This is a genomic window from Pseudomonas sp. PP3 (genome assembly GCF_905336995.1).
Taxonomy (GTDB): domain Bacteria; phylum Pseudomonadota; class Gammaproteobacteria; order Pseudomonadales; family Pseudomonadaceae; genus Aquipseudomonas; species Aquipseudomonas reinekei.
Genome location: NZ_HG995459.1, coordinates 3,743,653 through 3,758,607, shown reverse-complemented (window position 1 = coordinate 3,758,607; position 14,955 = coordinate 3,743,653). Strand labels below are relative to the sequence as shown.

The following is a 14,955-nucleotide window of genomic DNA, read 5'->3' as shown; positions in this document are numbered from 1 at the left end:
GCCATGAAAAACGCCCTCATCCTCGGCCTGTTCCTCCTCGGTGGCATCAGCTGCGCCACCCACGCCTTGGCGCTGACTTCCAGCGAAAGTGCGGGCAAGCGGCTGTACCGCGAGGGGGTGTCGGCGAGCGGTGAGCCGATCATGGCCCGGGTCGGGGCGTCCGGCATGTTGCTGCCGGCCAGCAGCCTGCCGTGTGCCAATTGTCACGGCAACGATGGCCTGGGCCGACCCGAGGGTGGCGTACGACCGCCGGACCTGACCTGGTCGCGGCTGACCAGCACCTATGGCCAGCAGCACATCAACGGCCGCGCTTACCCGGCGTATACCGAAGGCACCTTGGCCCGGGCGATCCAGGAAGGGCGCGACCCGGGCAACAATCGGCTCGACCCGGCGATGCCGCGGTTCGTGCTGTCGATGAGTGATCAACGCAACCTCACGGCGTACCTCAAGCGCCTGGCCGATGAGCGCGATCCGGGTCTGAGCCCCGACAGTCTGCATCTGGGCACGTTGTTGCCCAGCACCGGGCCTTTGAGCGAGGAGGGCGCCACCGTGGCGGCGGTGCTGCGGGGCAGCGTCGCGCGGATTAACGAAACAGGCGGGATACACGGTCGACAGTTGCGCCTGACCATTCTCGATCCCGGGCCGGACCGTGCCAGTGCCGAGCAGGCGCTGGACCAACTGATCGACCAGGAACAGGTGTTCGCCCTGATCGCACCGATGGTGCCGGTGCTGGATAACGAGCTGGCGCCGCGCCTGGAGCAGGCCGGTGTGCCGCTGATCGGACCGCTGTCATTGCAAGGCTCGGCCCAGCTCAGTCGGCAGATTTTCGAACCGCTGCCGGGGCTGCGTGAGCAGATGATCGCCCTGGCCGATTACGCCGCCGCCAGTCTGCGGGTATTGCAGGGGCCGACGCTGATCGCCTATCCGGACGAGCCCGGCCAGCGGCAGGCGGCGGAAAAACTCGCGCAGTACCTGCAAGACAACGCCTGGCAGAAAGTGCGCCTGCAACCCTACGCGTCGTCGCAGGACGAACTGCCCCTGGGCTCGCGTTCGGTGTTCTACATGGGCAGCAGCGGCGGTTTCAGCCAACTGGCCGAGCGTCTGCAAACGGCGGGGCAGGTGCCCTACCTGTTTGCCGCGTCGAATCAGGTGGCGGGTGACCTGTTGCAAGTGCCCAGCGGTTTTTCCCGACGGGTGTTTCTGGCTTATCCGTTCGTGCCCAGCGACTGGACGATAGCCGGACGCCTGGCCCTGACCCAGTTGCGCGAACGGCAAAAGCTCGGTGGTGAACACGCGGTCCTGCAGGTCGGCGCCGTCAGCTCGATGATGTTGCTCAGTGAAGGCATGAAGCAGGCCGGGCGCGATGCCAGCCGCGAGAAACTGATCACGGCCCTTGAAGGCCTGCATGACTTTGATACCGGCCTGACACCGCTGATCAGCTTCGGACCGGGCCGCCGACTGGGCCTGAGCGGCGCGCATATTGTCACCGTGGACCTGCCTGACCAGCGCTTTTATCTGGTCGCACCGTACAAACCCATCGCCGCCATGCCCTGACCGGAGGCCGAACATGACACTCAAGACATTGCTGGTGCTGTTGACGTTATGGGTTCCCGCCGCGTTTTGCAGCAATGGGCCGGCCGTGGCACGGGTCAATGGCGAGGAAATCTCCCAGTTGCGCCTGGAGCGCTATTTCGTCGAGTACCTGGAAGATCAGGGCCGCGCGCTGGGCAGCATCCGCAATCCCAAGGCGTACAAGCAATTGCGCAAGGCCGCCCTGGATGCCTTGATCGATAAAGAATTGCTCTGGCAGGAGGCCGTCAAGCGCGGCGTGGTGGTCAGCGATGCCGCGGTGCAAAGCCAGGTCGACCAGACGCGTCAGGCCTTCGGTGGTGCCGAGGTATTCGCCCGGCGCCTGGAGGACGCCGGTTTCGATGAAGCGACCTACATCGAATACACCCGCCGTGACCTGGCGGCCCAGCAGATGTTTGCCGAACTGACCAAAGTCAGCGAACCGGACGAGAAAGAGGTGCAGGCATTTTTTACCGAGCATCGCGCCGAAATGAACCGGCCCGAGCAAGTGCAGGCCAGGCATATCCTGATCAAAGTGCCTCAGGGGGCGCAGGCTTCCACAGTTGATGCGGCAAGGCTACGCTTGGAAGAAATGCGAGCGAGCATCAATGCCGGGGCAGACTTTGCCAGTGTCGCCAGGGCCGGTTCCGAAGACGCTTCGGCCAGCGAGGGGGGTGATCTGGGCTATTTTTCGCGGGGGCGCATGCTGCCTGAGTTCGAGGCCGCGGCCTTTGCCCTGGCGCCGGGAGCGGTCAGTGAGCCGGTGCGCACAGCGGTGGGATGGCATCTGATTTATGTACAGAACCGAATGGAGGCAGCCGATGTCACACGAGAGCAGGGACTTGACATGGTTCGGGCTTACCTTGCCCGACAGAAACAGGTCCAGGCCCGCCTGCAGGCGCTGGCACAGCTGCGTTCCAGCAATCGAATCGAACGGGTTGACGACGATTGAGCATTCCCCAACAGTGGGGGAAAGCATCAATGCACATCCGTTCGCTTTTCCCCGCTTTTGGGGGACGGGGCCTGTGGGCATAATGGCATTGCTTTTAAATTCAAGGACATGAATGCATAAAATTACCGGCGCTCAGCCTGGCATGAAGTGTGCGTTAGACCTCTCAAGGCGCGCACTCCATCAGGCTCGGTATTCGGACCTGCGGTTTCAAGGAGTCCACCTTGTTAAACAAAGTACTGGTTGTTGACGACGAACAACTTCTTGCAGAAAACCTCCAGGGTTACCTGCAGGCGCAAGAGTTGGACGTCCGGATTGCTCACGACGGTGCACAAGGAATCGCTGAAGCTAACGATTTCGCACCCGATGTGATGGTGTTCGATTACCGCTTGCCCGATATGGAAGGCTTTGAGGTGCTCGATGCCGTCCGCCAGAACAGGAACTGTCATTTTGTGCTGATCACCGGGCACCCCACCGCAGAAGTTTGCGAACGGGCGCACCAACTGGGAGTCAGCCACATCCTGTTCAAACCGTTTCCATTGGCGGAATTGGCCCGGGCAGTACTGGACCTTCTAGGGAGGGAGCGCGAACCCAGAGCAGGTGCGAGCATTTCCGAAGGATTCGTCGAACGACGCCAGAGCAGGACCGAAAGTTTCCCGCTGCAGTTGTACGACGGTAGTTGGGTGCTTGCAGATCGCCGACGAAGTTCCACGGTCTCGACAGCGCCAGACGACGAACAATTGCTCACCGGGGAGTAGTGGCGCGACAAGACGTTCCGGCCTCCACCGAAATGGCTCGCCGCGCCGACAGGGCTCAAAGCCCCGGGCGTTGGAGAGCAAGCCATGGACCGTCTATCACTTGTCGTCGATGCTGCGCCGCTGGATTGTGTACCGACCCGGTTTACCAGTGAGCAATTGGCCCAGGCGCGGGCACTGGCCGCCACTTCCGGCGAACGCATGCTGGAGGCTCTCGGAGAACTGAGTGAACTGGCCCCGATGCCGTTCATCCACTGCCTTGGCGCCACGTTGCACTATCCGGTGCTCGACACCGACAGCCTGTTTCAATCCACCCCTGTTTTCGACCGGGTCACCCTGGCCCAATGCCTCAAGCGCGAATTCACCCTGCTGCGTCACGACGACGCGGTCATCGGCGTGTTTGCCGACCCCTTCGACACCGCACGCCTGGCCTGGATTGACGATTGCCTGCACGGCGCGGCGTTGTACCTGGTGCATGCCGACGATCTGAAAGCCTACCTGGCGCGCCACGAAGAGAGCTTCCACGCGGTGGAATCGCTCAACGCCCAGAGCGACACCGGCGCCGAGATCGATAACCTGCAAAGCCTGTCCCTGACCAGCATCAGCGAAGACTCCAGCGTGGTGGTCAAACTGGTCAACTCGACCCTCTATGACGCGCTGAAAATGCACGCCAGCGATATCCACCTGGGCACCACCGGCAGCGGTCTGGTGATCAAGTACCGCATCGATGGCGTGTTGAACAACATCAGCAAAATCCAGGGCAATGAGTTTGCCGAACAGGTGATCTCCCGGGTCAAAGTCATGGCCGAGCTGGACATCGGCGAGAAACGCGTGCCCCAGGACGGTCGCTTCAAGATCGGCATCAGTGGTCGGCAGATCGACTTCCGGGTGTCGATCATGCCGAGCATTTTCGGTGAAGACGCGGTGCTGCGGGTGCTCGATAAACAGGACCTGGCCGACAAGGTCTGCGGCGTGCAGCTGCAGGCCCTGGGCTTCGAAGAAGAAACCCTGCGCCAACTGCGCCGACTGGCAGCCGAACCCTATGGCATGGTGCTGGTCACCGGCCCCACCGGCAGCGGCAAGACCACCACGCTTTACGCGATGATCACTGAGATCAACCACGGCGTGGACAAGATCATCACCATCGAAGACCCGGTCGAGTACCAACTGCCGGGCGTGCTGCAAATTCCGGTCAACGAAAAGAAAGGCCTGACCTTCGCCCGGGGCCTGCGCTCGATCCTGCGTCACGACCCGGACAAGATCATGGTCGGTGAAATCCGCGACCCGGACACCGCGCAAATTGCCGTGCAATCGGCACTCACCGGTCACCTGGTGTTCACCACCATCCACGCCAACAACGTGTTCGACGTGATCGGCCGGTTCACCCAGATGGAAATCGACCCCTACAGCCTCGTCAGCGCTCTCAACGCGGTCCTGGCCCAGCGCCTGATCCGCCTGGTCTGCACCAGTTGCAGCAGTGTGTATGTCCCGAGCGAAGAAGAGCTGGAAACCTCGGGGCTCGATCCACAGCAGGTCGCTCACTACCGGTTCGTCCACGGCAAGGGTTGCGGCCACTGCCGCGGCACCGGTTACCGCGGACGCAGTGCGATTGCCGAACTGCTGCACCTGGACGACGAACTGCGGCAGATGATCGTCGAGCGCCAACCCATTTCGAAAATCAAGGCGCATGCCTGCAAACGTGGCTTGCGCCTGTTGCGCGAGTCAGCCCTGGAACTGGTGCAACAAGGCCGGACCACTCTCGAGGAGATCAATCGTGTCACTTTTATCTCGTGAGCGTTATGTCGCCGTACTCGGCGCCAGTGGTGTCGGCCTCGGCCAGCGTCGGGGCAGCGAAACCCTGTGGCTGGGCAGCGTCGGCTTCATCGATGAAGGTTTCCATGCCTGGGCCGTGGCGCTGGAAACCCTCGATCGTCTGCTGGGTGAACACACCCGCGCCGGTGCGGAATTGACCGTGGTGGTGTCCGGGCACTTCAGCCGTTTTTGCCTGGTGCCCTGGAGCGAGCAGATCAGCAGTCCGGAAGAACTTCGCGGGTTTGCCCAGCTGTGCTTCGAAGACCTCTACGGTGCGGTGAGCCAACCCTGGAGCCTGGTGCTCTCCGCCGAGCCGGCCGGTTACGACCGCATCGCCACCGCGCTGCCACAGGACTTGCTGGACCGCCTGCGGACGCTGGTCAGCGGTCGGGGCCTGCGTCTGCGCTCGGTGCAGCCCTACCTGATGGCGGCGTTCAACCACTTCGATAAAAGCTTCGACGCCGGCGACTTCCTGTTCGTTGTCGCCGAGCCGGTGCGCAGCGTGCTGCTGCTGGCCCGCGAAGGTCGCTGGGCGGCGGTGCGTTCGGTCGGCAGCAGCGACAGCGATGCAGCACTGACCGCGCTGATCGGTCGCGAAAGCCAATTGCAGGCCTCCACCAGCGAACGGCCACTGAACGTTTACCTGCACGCCCCGGCGCGCATCGACTCGCCTCCTGAAGTGGCCGGTGTGCACGTGCGCACCCTTGAAGAGGACCGGACTGCCGTACGCGATTGCCTGTACGTCATGTCTCGGGCGGTGGCCTGACATGCGCCCGCTGATGCTCGATTTCCAGCCGCGCCGCCGCTCGAGCCCTCTGGGTTGGAGCCTGCTGGCCGGGGGCGCAGTGCTGGCGCTGAGTTGCATCCTGATCCAGCAACACCTGAGCGGGGAGGCCGAGCAACAGCAAGGTCACCTGCAAACCGCCCAGCGCGTGCTCACCGGCGACACCGGCACCAAGGTCAGCCTGACCCCGGCCGAAACCCGCGAGCAGGCGCAGAATCTGGCCGAGATGCGCAAGGTCTCGCAGCAATTGCGTCGCCCTTGGGAGCGCCTGTTCGCCACGCTCGAATCGATGCCCCGGGACAACATCGCCTTGCTGACCCTGACCCCGGACGCCCGCAAGGGCCAGGTACGGATCAGCGCCGAGGCGCGGGATCTGGACGCGATGCTCGACTTTCACCGGCGCCTCGAAGCCAGCGACGAGCTGACCGATGTGTCGCTGCTCAGCCACGAAATCGTCGCCAACGTGCCGGAACAACCGGTCCGCTTCAACCTGTCGGCTACCTGGGAGATCGGCGATGCAAATCCCTAGATTGATTGTCCACGAATACCTGCAAAGCCTGGGTGTGCCTGGCCTGGCAGGGCTGGTCATGCTGGTGGTGGCGCTGACCTGGGGCCTGGGTGGTTTGCTGCCGGACTGGCAATCGCTGCAGCAGCTGAGCCAGCAAACCCGCGAAGCCAGTGAGTATCTGGCCAAGGTCGAGGAGGGCAGCGTCGCTGCGCCGGTGGTGCCCCAGCGGCAGCTCGATGATTTCCGCAGCAAATTGCCGACCCAGCCGCAGGCCACCGTCGCCATCGACAAGATCTACGCGCTGGCCGCTCAGGAACGCATCACCCTGTCCCGTGGCGAGTACTCGCTGGGCATTGATCCGAAGACGCACCTGGCGCGCTATCAGATTCTGCTGCCGGTGCGGGGCAGCTACCCGCAACTGCGGCGCTTCATGCACGCCTTGCTCCGCCAGTTGCCGGCGGTGGTGGTCGAGGACCTCGAGTTGCAGCGCAAAAAGATCGCCGACACCGACCTGAACGGCCGGATCCGCATGACCCTTTACCTGTCGAGGTCATGATGAACAGCAAACGCGTTGTGGGTTGGGTGGCGTTCCTCGGTGTCGCAGCGGCGCTGACCTGGTTGCCCGAGTATTTCAAACAGGTCGACGACAGTGATGTCGAGGTGGCTGCCGTGGCCACGCCTGCTGAAGGCAAGGCGCGGCAAGTGGCGAACGCCTCCGCTGCGCCCGCGCCGATCAGGGACTTGAGCCCGGCCGGCGATCTGTTTGCCGCTCGTAGCTGGAAGGCGGCGCCAAAGCTCGCCAGCGTCACCGAACAACCCGTCACCGTTGCCCCGGTCGTGCAGGCCCCCACTGCACCACCGATGCCTTTCCAGTTCATTGGCCGGATGGATGATCGCACTGACCTGCAAGTGTTTTTGCAGAACGGCGAGAAAATCTACGTCGTGCGCAAGGGGGATGTGATCGACGAAACATGGAAGATCGAGGGGATTTCCGATCTGGAACTGAGCCTGGTCTATTTGCCTCTGCATTTGTCCCAGACCTTGTCTGTGGGGAGCGCGCAATGAACAAATCCCGTTTGCTGATGAGCCTTTGCCTCTGTGCAGGGCTGGCCGCGTGCAGCTCGGCTCAGGTTGCCAAGGAAGAGGCTTCTGACCTGATCGAACAGGGTCAGTACGAAGCTGGCCTGGCCCGGATCGAGGAAGGATTGCGCGAAAACCCTCGCGACACCGAACTGCACATCGCGCTCAACAGTGCCCGTGCCCGCGCGATCACCGCGCTGCTGACCCAGGCCGACATGGACCGCACGCAACGTGATTTCGCTTCGGCGCGCATGGGCTACGGCCGGGTGCTGACCATCGAACCGAACAACCGTCGCGCCCAGGACGCCATGCGTCAGCTGGAACACATGCGCAGCCTCGATGAAAAACTCGAACTGGCCCGTGGCGACCTGCGTCGGGGCGACATCTACGGGGCTGAACGCCAGGTGCGGCAGATCCTCGAACTGGACCCGAACAACGAGGGCGCGCTGGAACTGCAAGGCAATATCCGTCTGGTGCAAAGCCGCAACGTGGTGCCTTACCCGCAACTGCGTACCCGCCTCGACAAACCGGTGACCCTGGAATTTCGCGACGCCAACCTGAAAACCATTTTCGAAGTGCTGTCCCAGGTGGCCGGTTTGAATTTCATCTTCGACAAAGACCTGCGCCCGGACATGAAAGCCACGATTTTCGTGCGTGACGTGCGCATCGAAGACGCGGTGGAGCTGCTGCTGCAACAGAACCAGCTGCATCAGAAAGTGGTGAATGAAAACACCTTGCTGATCTACCCGGACTCGCCGCAGAAGCTCAAGGATTATCAAGAGCTGGTGATGCGCACCTTCTACCTGACCAGCATCGATGCCAACACCGCGCTGAACATGATCAAGACCATGCTCAAGACCCGCGACGTGTTCGTCGATGAACGCCTCAACACCCTGACCATGCGCGACACCGGTGACGCGATCCGCATGGCCGAGAAACTCCTGCAATCGCAAGATCAGTCCAACCCGGAAGTGGTGCTGGAAGTGGAAGTGATGGAAGTCGCCACCCAGCGGATTCTCGACCTTGGCCTGCAATGGCCGAACACCTTCGGTGTGGTCAACAGCGACGGCTCGGCGGTGACCATTCTCGATCAACTCAAGGGCATCAACTCCAGCCGCATCACCATCTCGCCCTCGCCACAAGCCAAGATCAATGCCCAGGACAAGGACATCAACACCCTGGCCAGCCCGGTCATCCGCGTCAGCAACCGCGAGCAGGCGCGTATCCACATTGGCCAGCGCGTACCGATCATCAGCGCCACTTCGGTGCCTTCGACCCAGGGCCCGGTGATCACCGAAAGCGTGACTTACCTCGACGTCGGTTTGAAACTGGAAGTGCAGCCGACCGTGCACCTCAACAACGAAGTGGCGATCAAGGTTGCGCTGGAAGTGAGTAACGCCACCCCACTGGAACCGACCCGCCAGGGCACGATTCCGGTCCAGGTCGATACCCGTAACGCGCAGACCACACTGCGCTTGCACGACGGCGAAACCCAGATCCTCGCCGGCCTGATGCGCAACGACCATGGCAGCACCGGCAACAAGATTCCTGGCCTGGGTGACATTCCTGGCCTGGGCCGGTTGTTCGGCAGCAACAAGGACGACGTCAGCAAATCCGAACTGGTGCTGTCGATCACCCCGCGGATCGTGCGCAACCTGCCTTACCAGAGTCCGTCGGACATGGAATTCGCTACCGGCACCGAAACCAGCATGCACATCCAGGCACCCGACCGTCGGATGGACGCCGCGATCCAGCCTGAGCGTATCGATCGGCCGGTGGCGTCCAACGTCACCACGCAAGTCACCGTCGGGAAGCCTTGATCATGAACGCCTCGCAACGCGGTTTTACCTTGATCGAAGTCGTGGTGACGCTGTCCCTGATCGGCCTGCTGGCCGGCATGGCCGCGCCGCTGACCGAGACCGTGGTGCGCCGGGGCAAAGAGCAGGAACTGCGTACTTCGCTGTACCAGATCCGCGATGCCATCGATGCCTACAAGCGTGCATTCGACGCCGGTTACATCGAGAAATCGCTGAACAGCAGCGGCTACCCGCCAAACCTGCAAGTACTGGTCGACGGTGTACGGGACGTGCGCAGCGCCAAGGGGGCCAAGTTCTATTTCCTGCGGCGCGTGCCCCATGACCCGCTAGCGCCGGTCAAGCGCGACGACGAAGGCGGCTGGGGCGTGCGCTCCTACGACAGCACGGCTGAAAACCCGCGTGAAGGTGAAGACGTCTTCGACGTTTATTCCAAGGCCCGGGGCAAGGGTCTCAACGGCATCGCGTACCGGGAGTGGTGAGCATATGCGCCGGCAAAAGGGTTTTACCCTGCTCGAACTGATGGTGGTCATGGCAATCATCGCGACGCTGATGACCATCGCCTTGCCCCGTTATTTCAACAGCCTGGAGGCCTCGAAAGAGACCACCTTGCGCCAGAGCCTGTCGGCCATGCGCGAGGCGCTGGATCACTACTACGGCGACACCGGGCGTTATCCCGATTCCATCGATCAACTGGTCGAGCAGCGTTACCTGCGCAATTCACCGATGGACCCGATTGCCGAGCGCAAAGATGCCTGGGTCATGGTTGCACCGCCTGACGGCGTGGCCGGCGGCGTCGCCGATATCAAGAGCGGTTCCACAGGGAGGGCGCGTGATGGCAGCCTTTATTCCGAGTGGTAAGCCGGCGTCAGAAGACGGCTTCACCTACCTGGGTGTGCTGTTCCTGATCATGGTGATGGGCATGGGCCTGGCCAGTGCCGGCGAGTTGTGGTCCACCGCTTCGCGCCGTGACCGCGAGCGTCAGTTGCTGTGGGTCGGCACTCAGTATGCCCAGGCGCTGCGCAGCTATTACCGCAGTTCGCCAGGCCTGGCGCAGTACCCGAAAGAACTCGCCGACCTGTTGCAGGACGAGCGTTTTCCCGGTGCCAAACACCACATCCGCCAGCTGTATCCCGACCCGATTGGCGGCGGCGAATGGTTCCTGATGCGCGGCTTCGACGGACGCATCACCGGCATCAGCAGCCCGTCCACGGACAAGCCGCTCAAGCAGGCGGATTTTCCCGCGCAATGGTCGGATTTCAACGGCATGGCCAGTTACAAGGATTGGCAGTTCGTGGCCGAGAAAGCCTTTATCGACGGCGCTTCCGGCCCGGCCAAAGGCTTGTCGCAACAGCCACAGGCGGCGCAGCCATGAACAAATTCTGCCTGGCGTTCATCCTGGTGCTGTGCACCTCAGCGGCTTCGGCCAGCGAAGAGGACGAGATGCTCGGCTTCATCATCGACGACACGATCTCGCACATCGGCCACGACTTTTATTACTCGTTCAGTGAACGCCTGCGCGCCACCAGTCCGATGGATTTCAACCTGGTGGTTCGCGAACGACCTTCGGCTCGCTGGGGCAGCCTGGTGACCGTGGAATTTCAACAGCGTTTGGTCTATCGGCGCTTCCTGCCGCCGAACACCGTGGAGCTCAAGGACGAGGCCTATGCCGCCGCCGACTGGGTACGCGGGCAGATTGTCCAGCGCAAGCTGGAAGCCTTGTTGCAGGACACAACGGACCTTGAGAGGGACGAACTATGAAAACGAAAACGTTCTTGCAGCGCACCGGTTTGTGCTTGCTCGGCCTCGGCAGTTACGGCCTGGTCCAGGCCACGGAGCTGGTCTACACGCCGATCAATCCATCGTTTGGCGGCAACCCGCTGAACGGCACCTGGCTGCTCAACAACGCCCAGGCGCAGAACGACTATGACGACCCTGACTTGAAGGACCGCGCCGCCCTGACCGGCACTTCGGCCCTGGAACGCTTCAGCAGCCAGTTGCAATCGCGATTGCTGGGGCAGCTGCTGGACAACATCTCCACCGGCAATACCGGAAGCCTGTCCACGGACGCTTTCATCGTCAACGTCCTCGACGACTCGGGGCAACTGACGATTGAAGTGACCGACCGAGCGACCGGTGAAGTGTCGGAAATCAAGGTGAATGGCCTGGCCCCTTGACGGGCATTTGGGCTGACGGGGAGCGACGGACATGAAAAAGATAATTTTGCTAGGGATGTTGTTGGCAGCACTTCAAGGCTGCAGCCTGCGCGAGCCGATCGGCGCCGAGCAGGACACCGAAACGCCGACCCTGACACCTCGGGCGTCTACCTATTACGACTTGATCAACATGCCGCGGCCCAAAGGCCGGCTGATGGCGGTGGTGTATGGTTTCCGTGACCAGACCGGACAATACAAACCGACCCCTGCCAGCTCGTTCTCCACCAGCGTCACCCAGGGCGCGGCGAGCATGCTGATGGATGCCATGCAGGCCAGCGGCTGGTTCGTGGTGCTGGAACGGGAAGGGCTGCAGAACCTGCTGACCGAGCGCAAGATCATCCGCGCGTCGCAGAAAAAGCCCAACACCCCGGTGAACATCCAGGCTGAACTGCCACCGCTGCAAGCGGCGAACATGATGCTCGAAGGCGGGGTCATCGCCTACGACACCAACGTCAAGAGCGGCGGGGAAGGCGCGCGCTACCTGGGCATCGACATTTCCCGCGAGTATCGGGTGGATCAGGTGACGGTAAACCTGCGGGCGGTGGACGTGCGCAGCGGGCAGATACTGGCCAACGTGATGACCAGCAAGACCATCTACTCCGTGGGCCGCAGTGCCGGTGTGTTCAAGTTCATCGAGTTCAAGAAACTGCTCGAGGCCGAGGTCGGCTACACCACCAACGAACCGGCGCAACTGTGTGTGCTGTCGGCGATCGAATCGGCGGTGGGGCATTTGCTGGCGCAGGGGATCGAGCGGCGTTTGTGGCAGGTTGCCGGGGATAACTCGCAGCCTGTGCAGAATGAGACGCTGGATCGTTATCTGACGCAGAACAGAGTGACGCCTGAGGGTGAGGGTTCGGACGAGTAAACCGAGGCGGCCTTCGGGCCGACCGGGTTCGCCCGCATGCCAAACGGTAGGAGCCGGCTTGCTGGCGATAGCGGCCGGGCAGTCAGCAGAGAGGATCCTGGTGAAAACCCTGGTCCTGCCCAAACCGCTCCCGATACACCGAAGGCGGCACTCCAACCACATTCCGAAACGCCACCCGAAAGCTTTCCACCGACCGATAACCACAGCGCAGGGCAATCTGCTCGGTATTGTGGTCGGTGCTTTCCAGCAACTCACGCGCACGCCCCAACCGTTCATGTTGCAGCCACGTTTTCGGCGACTGCCCGCTGGCCTCGCTGAAGCGCCGCAAAAATGTGCGTTCGCTCATCGCCGCTTCGCTGGCCAGGTCGCGCACTTCCAGTGGTTCATGCAGACGCTCGCGCGCCCACTGCATGACGCGGGAAAGATCGCTGCGTGGGGTCGGGCTGACCGGTGTCGGAATGAACTGCGCCTGGCCACCGGTGCGTTGCGGTGACATCACCAGACGCCGGGCCACCGAGTTGGCCACCTGCGTGCCGAAATCCCGCGCCACCAGATGCAGGCAAGCATCGATGCCGGCCGCGCTGCCGGCAGAGGTAATCATCTGGCCCGAGTCGACATACAGCACGTCCGGGTCCACCAGAATATTAGGAAAACGTTCCGCCAGTTCGCGGGTATAGCGCCAGTGGGTGGTCGCGCTGCGCCCGTCGAGTAAACCGGTGGCAGCCAGCACGAAGACGCCCGAACAGATCGACAACAAACGTGCGCCCCGGGCGTGGGCCTGGCGCAGGGCGGCGAGTAGTGCGTCGGGCACGGCGGCGTTGCGGTCACGCCAGCCGGGAATGATGATGGTCCGCGCCTGCTCCAGCAACTCCAGGCCGCCATCGGCCAGCACTTGAATACCGCCCATGGCGCGCATGGGGCCTTGATCGACGGCTGCGATCTGATGGCTGTACCAAGGGAAATCGAACTCCGGCCGCGCGAGCCCGAAGATCTCCACGGCGATGCCGAACTCGAAGGTGCAGAGGCCGTCGTAGGCCAGAATCGCGACCAATCCAGGGGTGGGCTGCATTTGGCGGAAAGTTCCCGGTTAGTGTCTTGTGCGCCACTTTAGCCGCAAGTGACAGGCAGATAAAGTCTGTTCACACCCCAAAACTCTGGAGCACAACCCATGACCAGCCTGGTCCGTGAAATTCCTGCAGCCCCCTCGGCCATTGCCCTGATGCACTTCAGCAATCGTCTGACCTTTGAAACCGATTGTTCCGACGTTCATGGCAGCCAGGCGGCTGGCGTGGTGGATTTTGTTCTGGTCGATGTGCGCGGTCCGCTGGCGTTCGAGCGGGGGCATGTACCGGGGGCGATCAATATTCCGGGGCGGCTGCTCAACGCTGAGCGCCTGGCGACTTATCCGAAAACCAGTCTGTTCGTGGTCTATTGCGCCGGCCCGCATTGCAATGGCGCGAACAAAGCGGCAGTGAAACTGGCGGCGCTGGGTTACCCGGTCAAGGAGATGATCGGCGGCGTGACCGGCTGGCTGGATGAAGGGTTCGCGTTAAACGTTGCGACGTCGCAGCCGGTGAATCATGTGATCGGATGCGAATGTTGATTTTTTAATTAGTCATCCAGCGTCACCGCAACATCCTGGCCTTTTTTTATATTTATTTGTCGCTTCGAAACAATTGACGTGGCTGAAGCCACCATAGACTGCCGGCCACTTCGGTCCTTGTCAGCCACACGCTGCGACCGAAAGTTGCCACTCGAAGCTGCCAATAAAAGCCTCCGCACACAGGAGTTATAAATGAAGAAGCTAGTGATGTTCGGTGCCCTGGCACTGTCGATGTTGTCCCTGACCGCCGTGGCCGAAGACGCCAAGCCGATCCGCATCGGTATCGAAGCCGGTTACCCGCCATTCTCGATGAAAACCCCTGACGGCAAGCTGACTGGCTTCGACGTCGACATCGGCGACGCGCTGTGCGAGCAGATGAAAGTGAAGTGCACCTGGGTCGAGCAAGAGTTCGACGGCCTGATCCCGGCACTGAAGGTCAAGAAAATCGACGCGATCCTGTCGTCCATGACCATCACTGATGATCGCAAGAAGAACGTCGATTTCACCATCAAGTACTACCACACGCCGGCGCGCTTCGTGATGAAGGCAGGCACCGACATCAAGGATCCGCTGACCGAACTCAAAGGCAAGAAGGTTGGTGTACTGCGCGCCAGTACCCACGACCGCTTCGCCACCGAAGTGCTGGTGCCGGCCGGTATTGAGCTGGTGCGTTACGGTTCCCAGCAGGAAGCCAACCTGGACATGGTCTCCGGCCGTGTTGACGCGCTGCTGGCCGACTCGGTCAACCTGGACGACGGTTTCCTGAAGACCGACGCCGGTAAAGGTTTTGCCTTCGTCGGCCCGACTTATGAAGATGCCAAGTACTTCGGTGGCGGCGCCGGTATTGCGGTGCGCAAGGGTGATAAAGAGCTGGCGGACAAATTCAACACCGCCATCACTGAAATCCGCGCCAATGGCAAGTACAAGCAAGTGCAAGACAAGTACTTCGCCTTTGACGTGTACGGCCATTAATACGCCGTAGAGAAAAGTGGCCCCGTTC

General features: G+C 61.9%; 18 protein-coding genes. 17 read left to right on the top strand and 1 reads right to left on the bottom strand.

The window, feature by feature from the left end; all coding sequences use genetic code 11:
• The first annotated feature begins 3 nt into the window (after positions 1 to 3).
• The 15 genes from KHO07_RS16990 (at position 4) to KHO07_RS16920 (ending at position 12,352) form a co-directional block, all read left to right on the top strand.
• Positions 4 to 1,554 carry an ABC transporter substrate-binding protein gene (locus KHO07_RS16990; RefSeq protein ID WP_150733567.1) on the top strand — a complete coding sequence of 517 codons (1,551 nt, stop codon included), beginning with the start codon at positions 4 to 6 and terminating at the stop codon, positions 1,552 to 1,554.
• Positions 1,555 to 1,567: 13 nt separating this feature from the next.
• Positions 1,568 to 2,521: a peptidylprolyl isomerase gene (locus tag KHO07_RS16985; RefSeq protein WP_212624963.1), complete on the top strand. Its 954-nt coding sequence runs from the start codon at positions 1,568 to 1,570 to the stop codon at positions 2,519 to 2,521.
• A 221-nt stretch (positions 2,522 to 2,742) separates the two neighbouring features.
• Positions 2,743 to 3,276 (top strand): response regulator, encoded by a 534-nt coding sequence (locus KHO07_RS16980; RefSeq protein WP_150733569.1) that lies wholly within the window; start codon positions 2,743 to 2,745, stop codon positions 3,274 to 3,276.
• A gap of 84 nt (positions 3,277 to 3,360) precedes the next feature.
• Positions 3,361 to 5,067, top strand: a complete 1,707-nt coding sequence (locus KHO07_RS16975; protein ID WP_150733570.1) for a GspE/PulE family protein — start codon at positions 3,361 to 3,363, stop codon at positions 5,065 to 5,067.
• The gene (locus tag KHO07_RS16970; protein WP_212624962.1) at positions 5,048 to 5,851 is read left to right on the top strand and encodes a hypothetical protein; all 804 of its coding nucleotides are present in this window, start codon (positions 5,048 to 5,050) and stop codon (positions 5,849 to 5,851) included. Before KHO07_RS16975 ends, KHO07_RS16970 begins: the two co-directional genes overlap by 20 nt.
• 1 nt (position 5,852) lies before the next feature.
• Positions 5,853 to 6,398, top strand: a complete 546-nt coding sequence (locus KHO07_RS16965; RefSeq protein WP_075949265.1) for a PilN domain-containing protein — start codon at positions 5,853 to 5,855, stop codon at positions 6,396 to 6,398.
• On the top strand, positions 6,385 to 6,933 hold the full coding sequence (locus KHO07_RS16960) for a GspMb/PilO family protein (protein ID WP_150733572.1): 549 nt from the start codon (positions 6,385 to 6,387) through the stop codon (positions 6,931 to 6,933). Before KHO07_RS16965 ends, KHO07_RS16960 begins: the two co-directional genes overlap by 14 nt.
• Positions 6,933 to 7,442, top strand: coding sequence for a hypothetical protein (locus KHO07_RS16955; protein WP_212624961.1), 510 nt, complete (start codon positions 6,933 to 6,935; stop codon positions 7,440 to 7,442). Before KHO07_RS16960 ends, KHO07_RS16955 begins: the two co-directional genes overlap by 1 nt.
• The gene (locus KHO07_RS16950) at positions 7,439 to 9,277 is read left to right on the top strand and encodes a secretin N-terminal domain-containing protein (RefSeq protein WP_212624960.1); all 1,839 of its coding nucleotides are present in this window, start codon (positions 7,439 to 7,441) and stop codon (positions 9,275 to 9,277) included. Before KHO07_RS16955 ends, KHO07_RS16950 begins: the two co-directional genes overlap by 4 nt.
• A 2-nt stretch (positions 9,278 to 9,279) precedes the next feature.
• Positions 9,280 to 9,753, top strand: coding sequence for a type II secretion system protein (locus KHO07_RS16945; protein WP_150733575.1), 474 nt, complete (start codon positions 9,280 to 9,282; stop codon positions 9,751 to 9,753).
• 4 nt (positions 9,754 to 9,757) lie between these two features.
• Positions 9,758 to 10,132, top strand: coding sequence for a type II secretion system protein (locus KHO07_RS16940; RefSeq protein WP_150733576.1), 375 nt, complete (start codon positions 9,758 to 9,760; stop codon positions 10,130 to 10,132).
• Positions 10,107 to 10,646 (top strand): type II secretion system GspH family protein, encoded by a 540-nt coding sequence (locus KHO07_RS16935; protein ID WP_212624959.1) that lies wholly within the window; start codon positions 10,107 to 10,109, stop codon positions 10,644 to 10,646. Before KHO07_RS16940 ends, KHO07_RS16935 begins: the two co-directional genes overlap by 26 nt.
• Positions 10,643 to 11,032 (top strand): curli production assembly/transport protein CsgE, encoded by a 390-nt coding sequence (gene csgE / locus KHO07_RS16930; protein WP_212624958.1) that lies wholly within the window; start codon positions 10,643 to 10,645, stop codon positions 11,030 to 11,032. The genes KHO07_RS16935 and csgE overlap by 4 nt, the downstream gene beginning before the upstream one ends.
• Positions 11,029 to 11,448 carry a curli assembly protein CsgF gene (locus KHO07_RS16925; protein ID WP_212624957.1) on the top strand — a complete coding sequence of 140 codons (420 nt, stop codon included), beginning with the start codon at positions 11,029 to 11,031 and terminating at the stop codon, positions 11,446 to 11,448. Before csgE ends, KHO07_RS16925 begins: the two co-directional genes overlap by 4 nt.
• Positions 11,449 to 11,479: 31 nt before the next feature.
• A complete protein-coding gene (locus KHO07_RS16920; RefSeq protein ID WP_150733579.1) occupies positions 11,480 to 12,352 on the top strand; it encodes a CsgG/HfaB family protein in 873 nt (290 codons plus the stop codon).
• 82 nt (positions 12,353 to 12,434) lie between these two features.
• On the opposite strand, the gene ftrA is transcribed toward KHO07_RS16920, so the two are convergent.
• Complete coding sequence (gene ftrA / locus KHO07_RS16915; RefSeq protein WP_212624956.1) at positions 12,435 to 13,421, bottom strand: transcriptional regulator FtrA; 987 nt, start codon at positions 13,419 to 13,421, stop codon at positions 12,435 to 12,437.
• Positions 13,422 to 13,520: 99 nt separating this feature from the next.
• Here ftrA and KHO07_RS16910 point away from each other — a divergent pair, with 99 nt between their 5' ends.
• Positions 13,521 to 13,955, top strand: coding sequence for a rhodanese-like domain-containing protein (locus KHO07_RS16910; RefSeq protein ID WP_212624955.1), 435 nt, complete (start codon positions 13,521 to 13,523; stop codon positions 13,953 to 13,955).
• A 192-nt stretch (positions 13,956 to 14,147) separates the two neighbouring features.
• Complete coding sequence (locus KHO07_RS16905) at positions 14,148 to 14,927, top strand: ABC transporter substrate-binding protein (RefSeq protein ID WP_212624954.1); 780 nt, start codon at positions 14,148 to 14,150, stop codon at positions 14,925 to 14,927.
• Positions 14,928 to 14,955 lie beyond the last annotated feature (28 nt).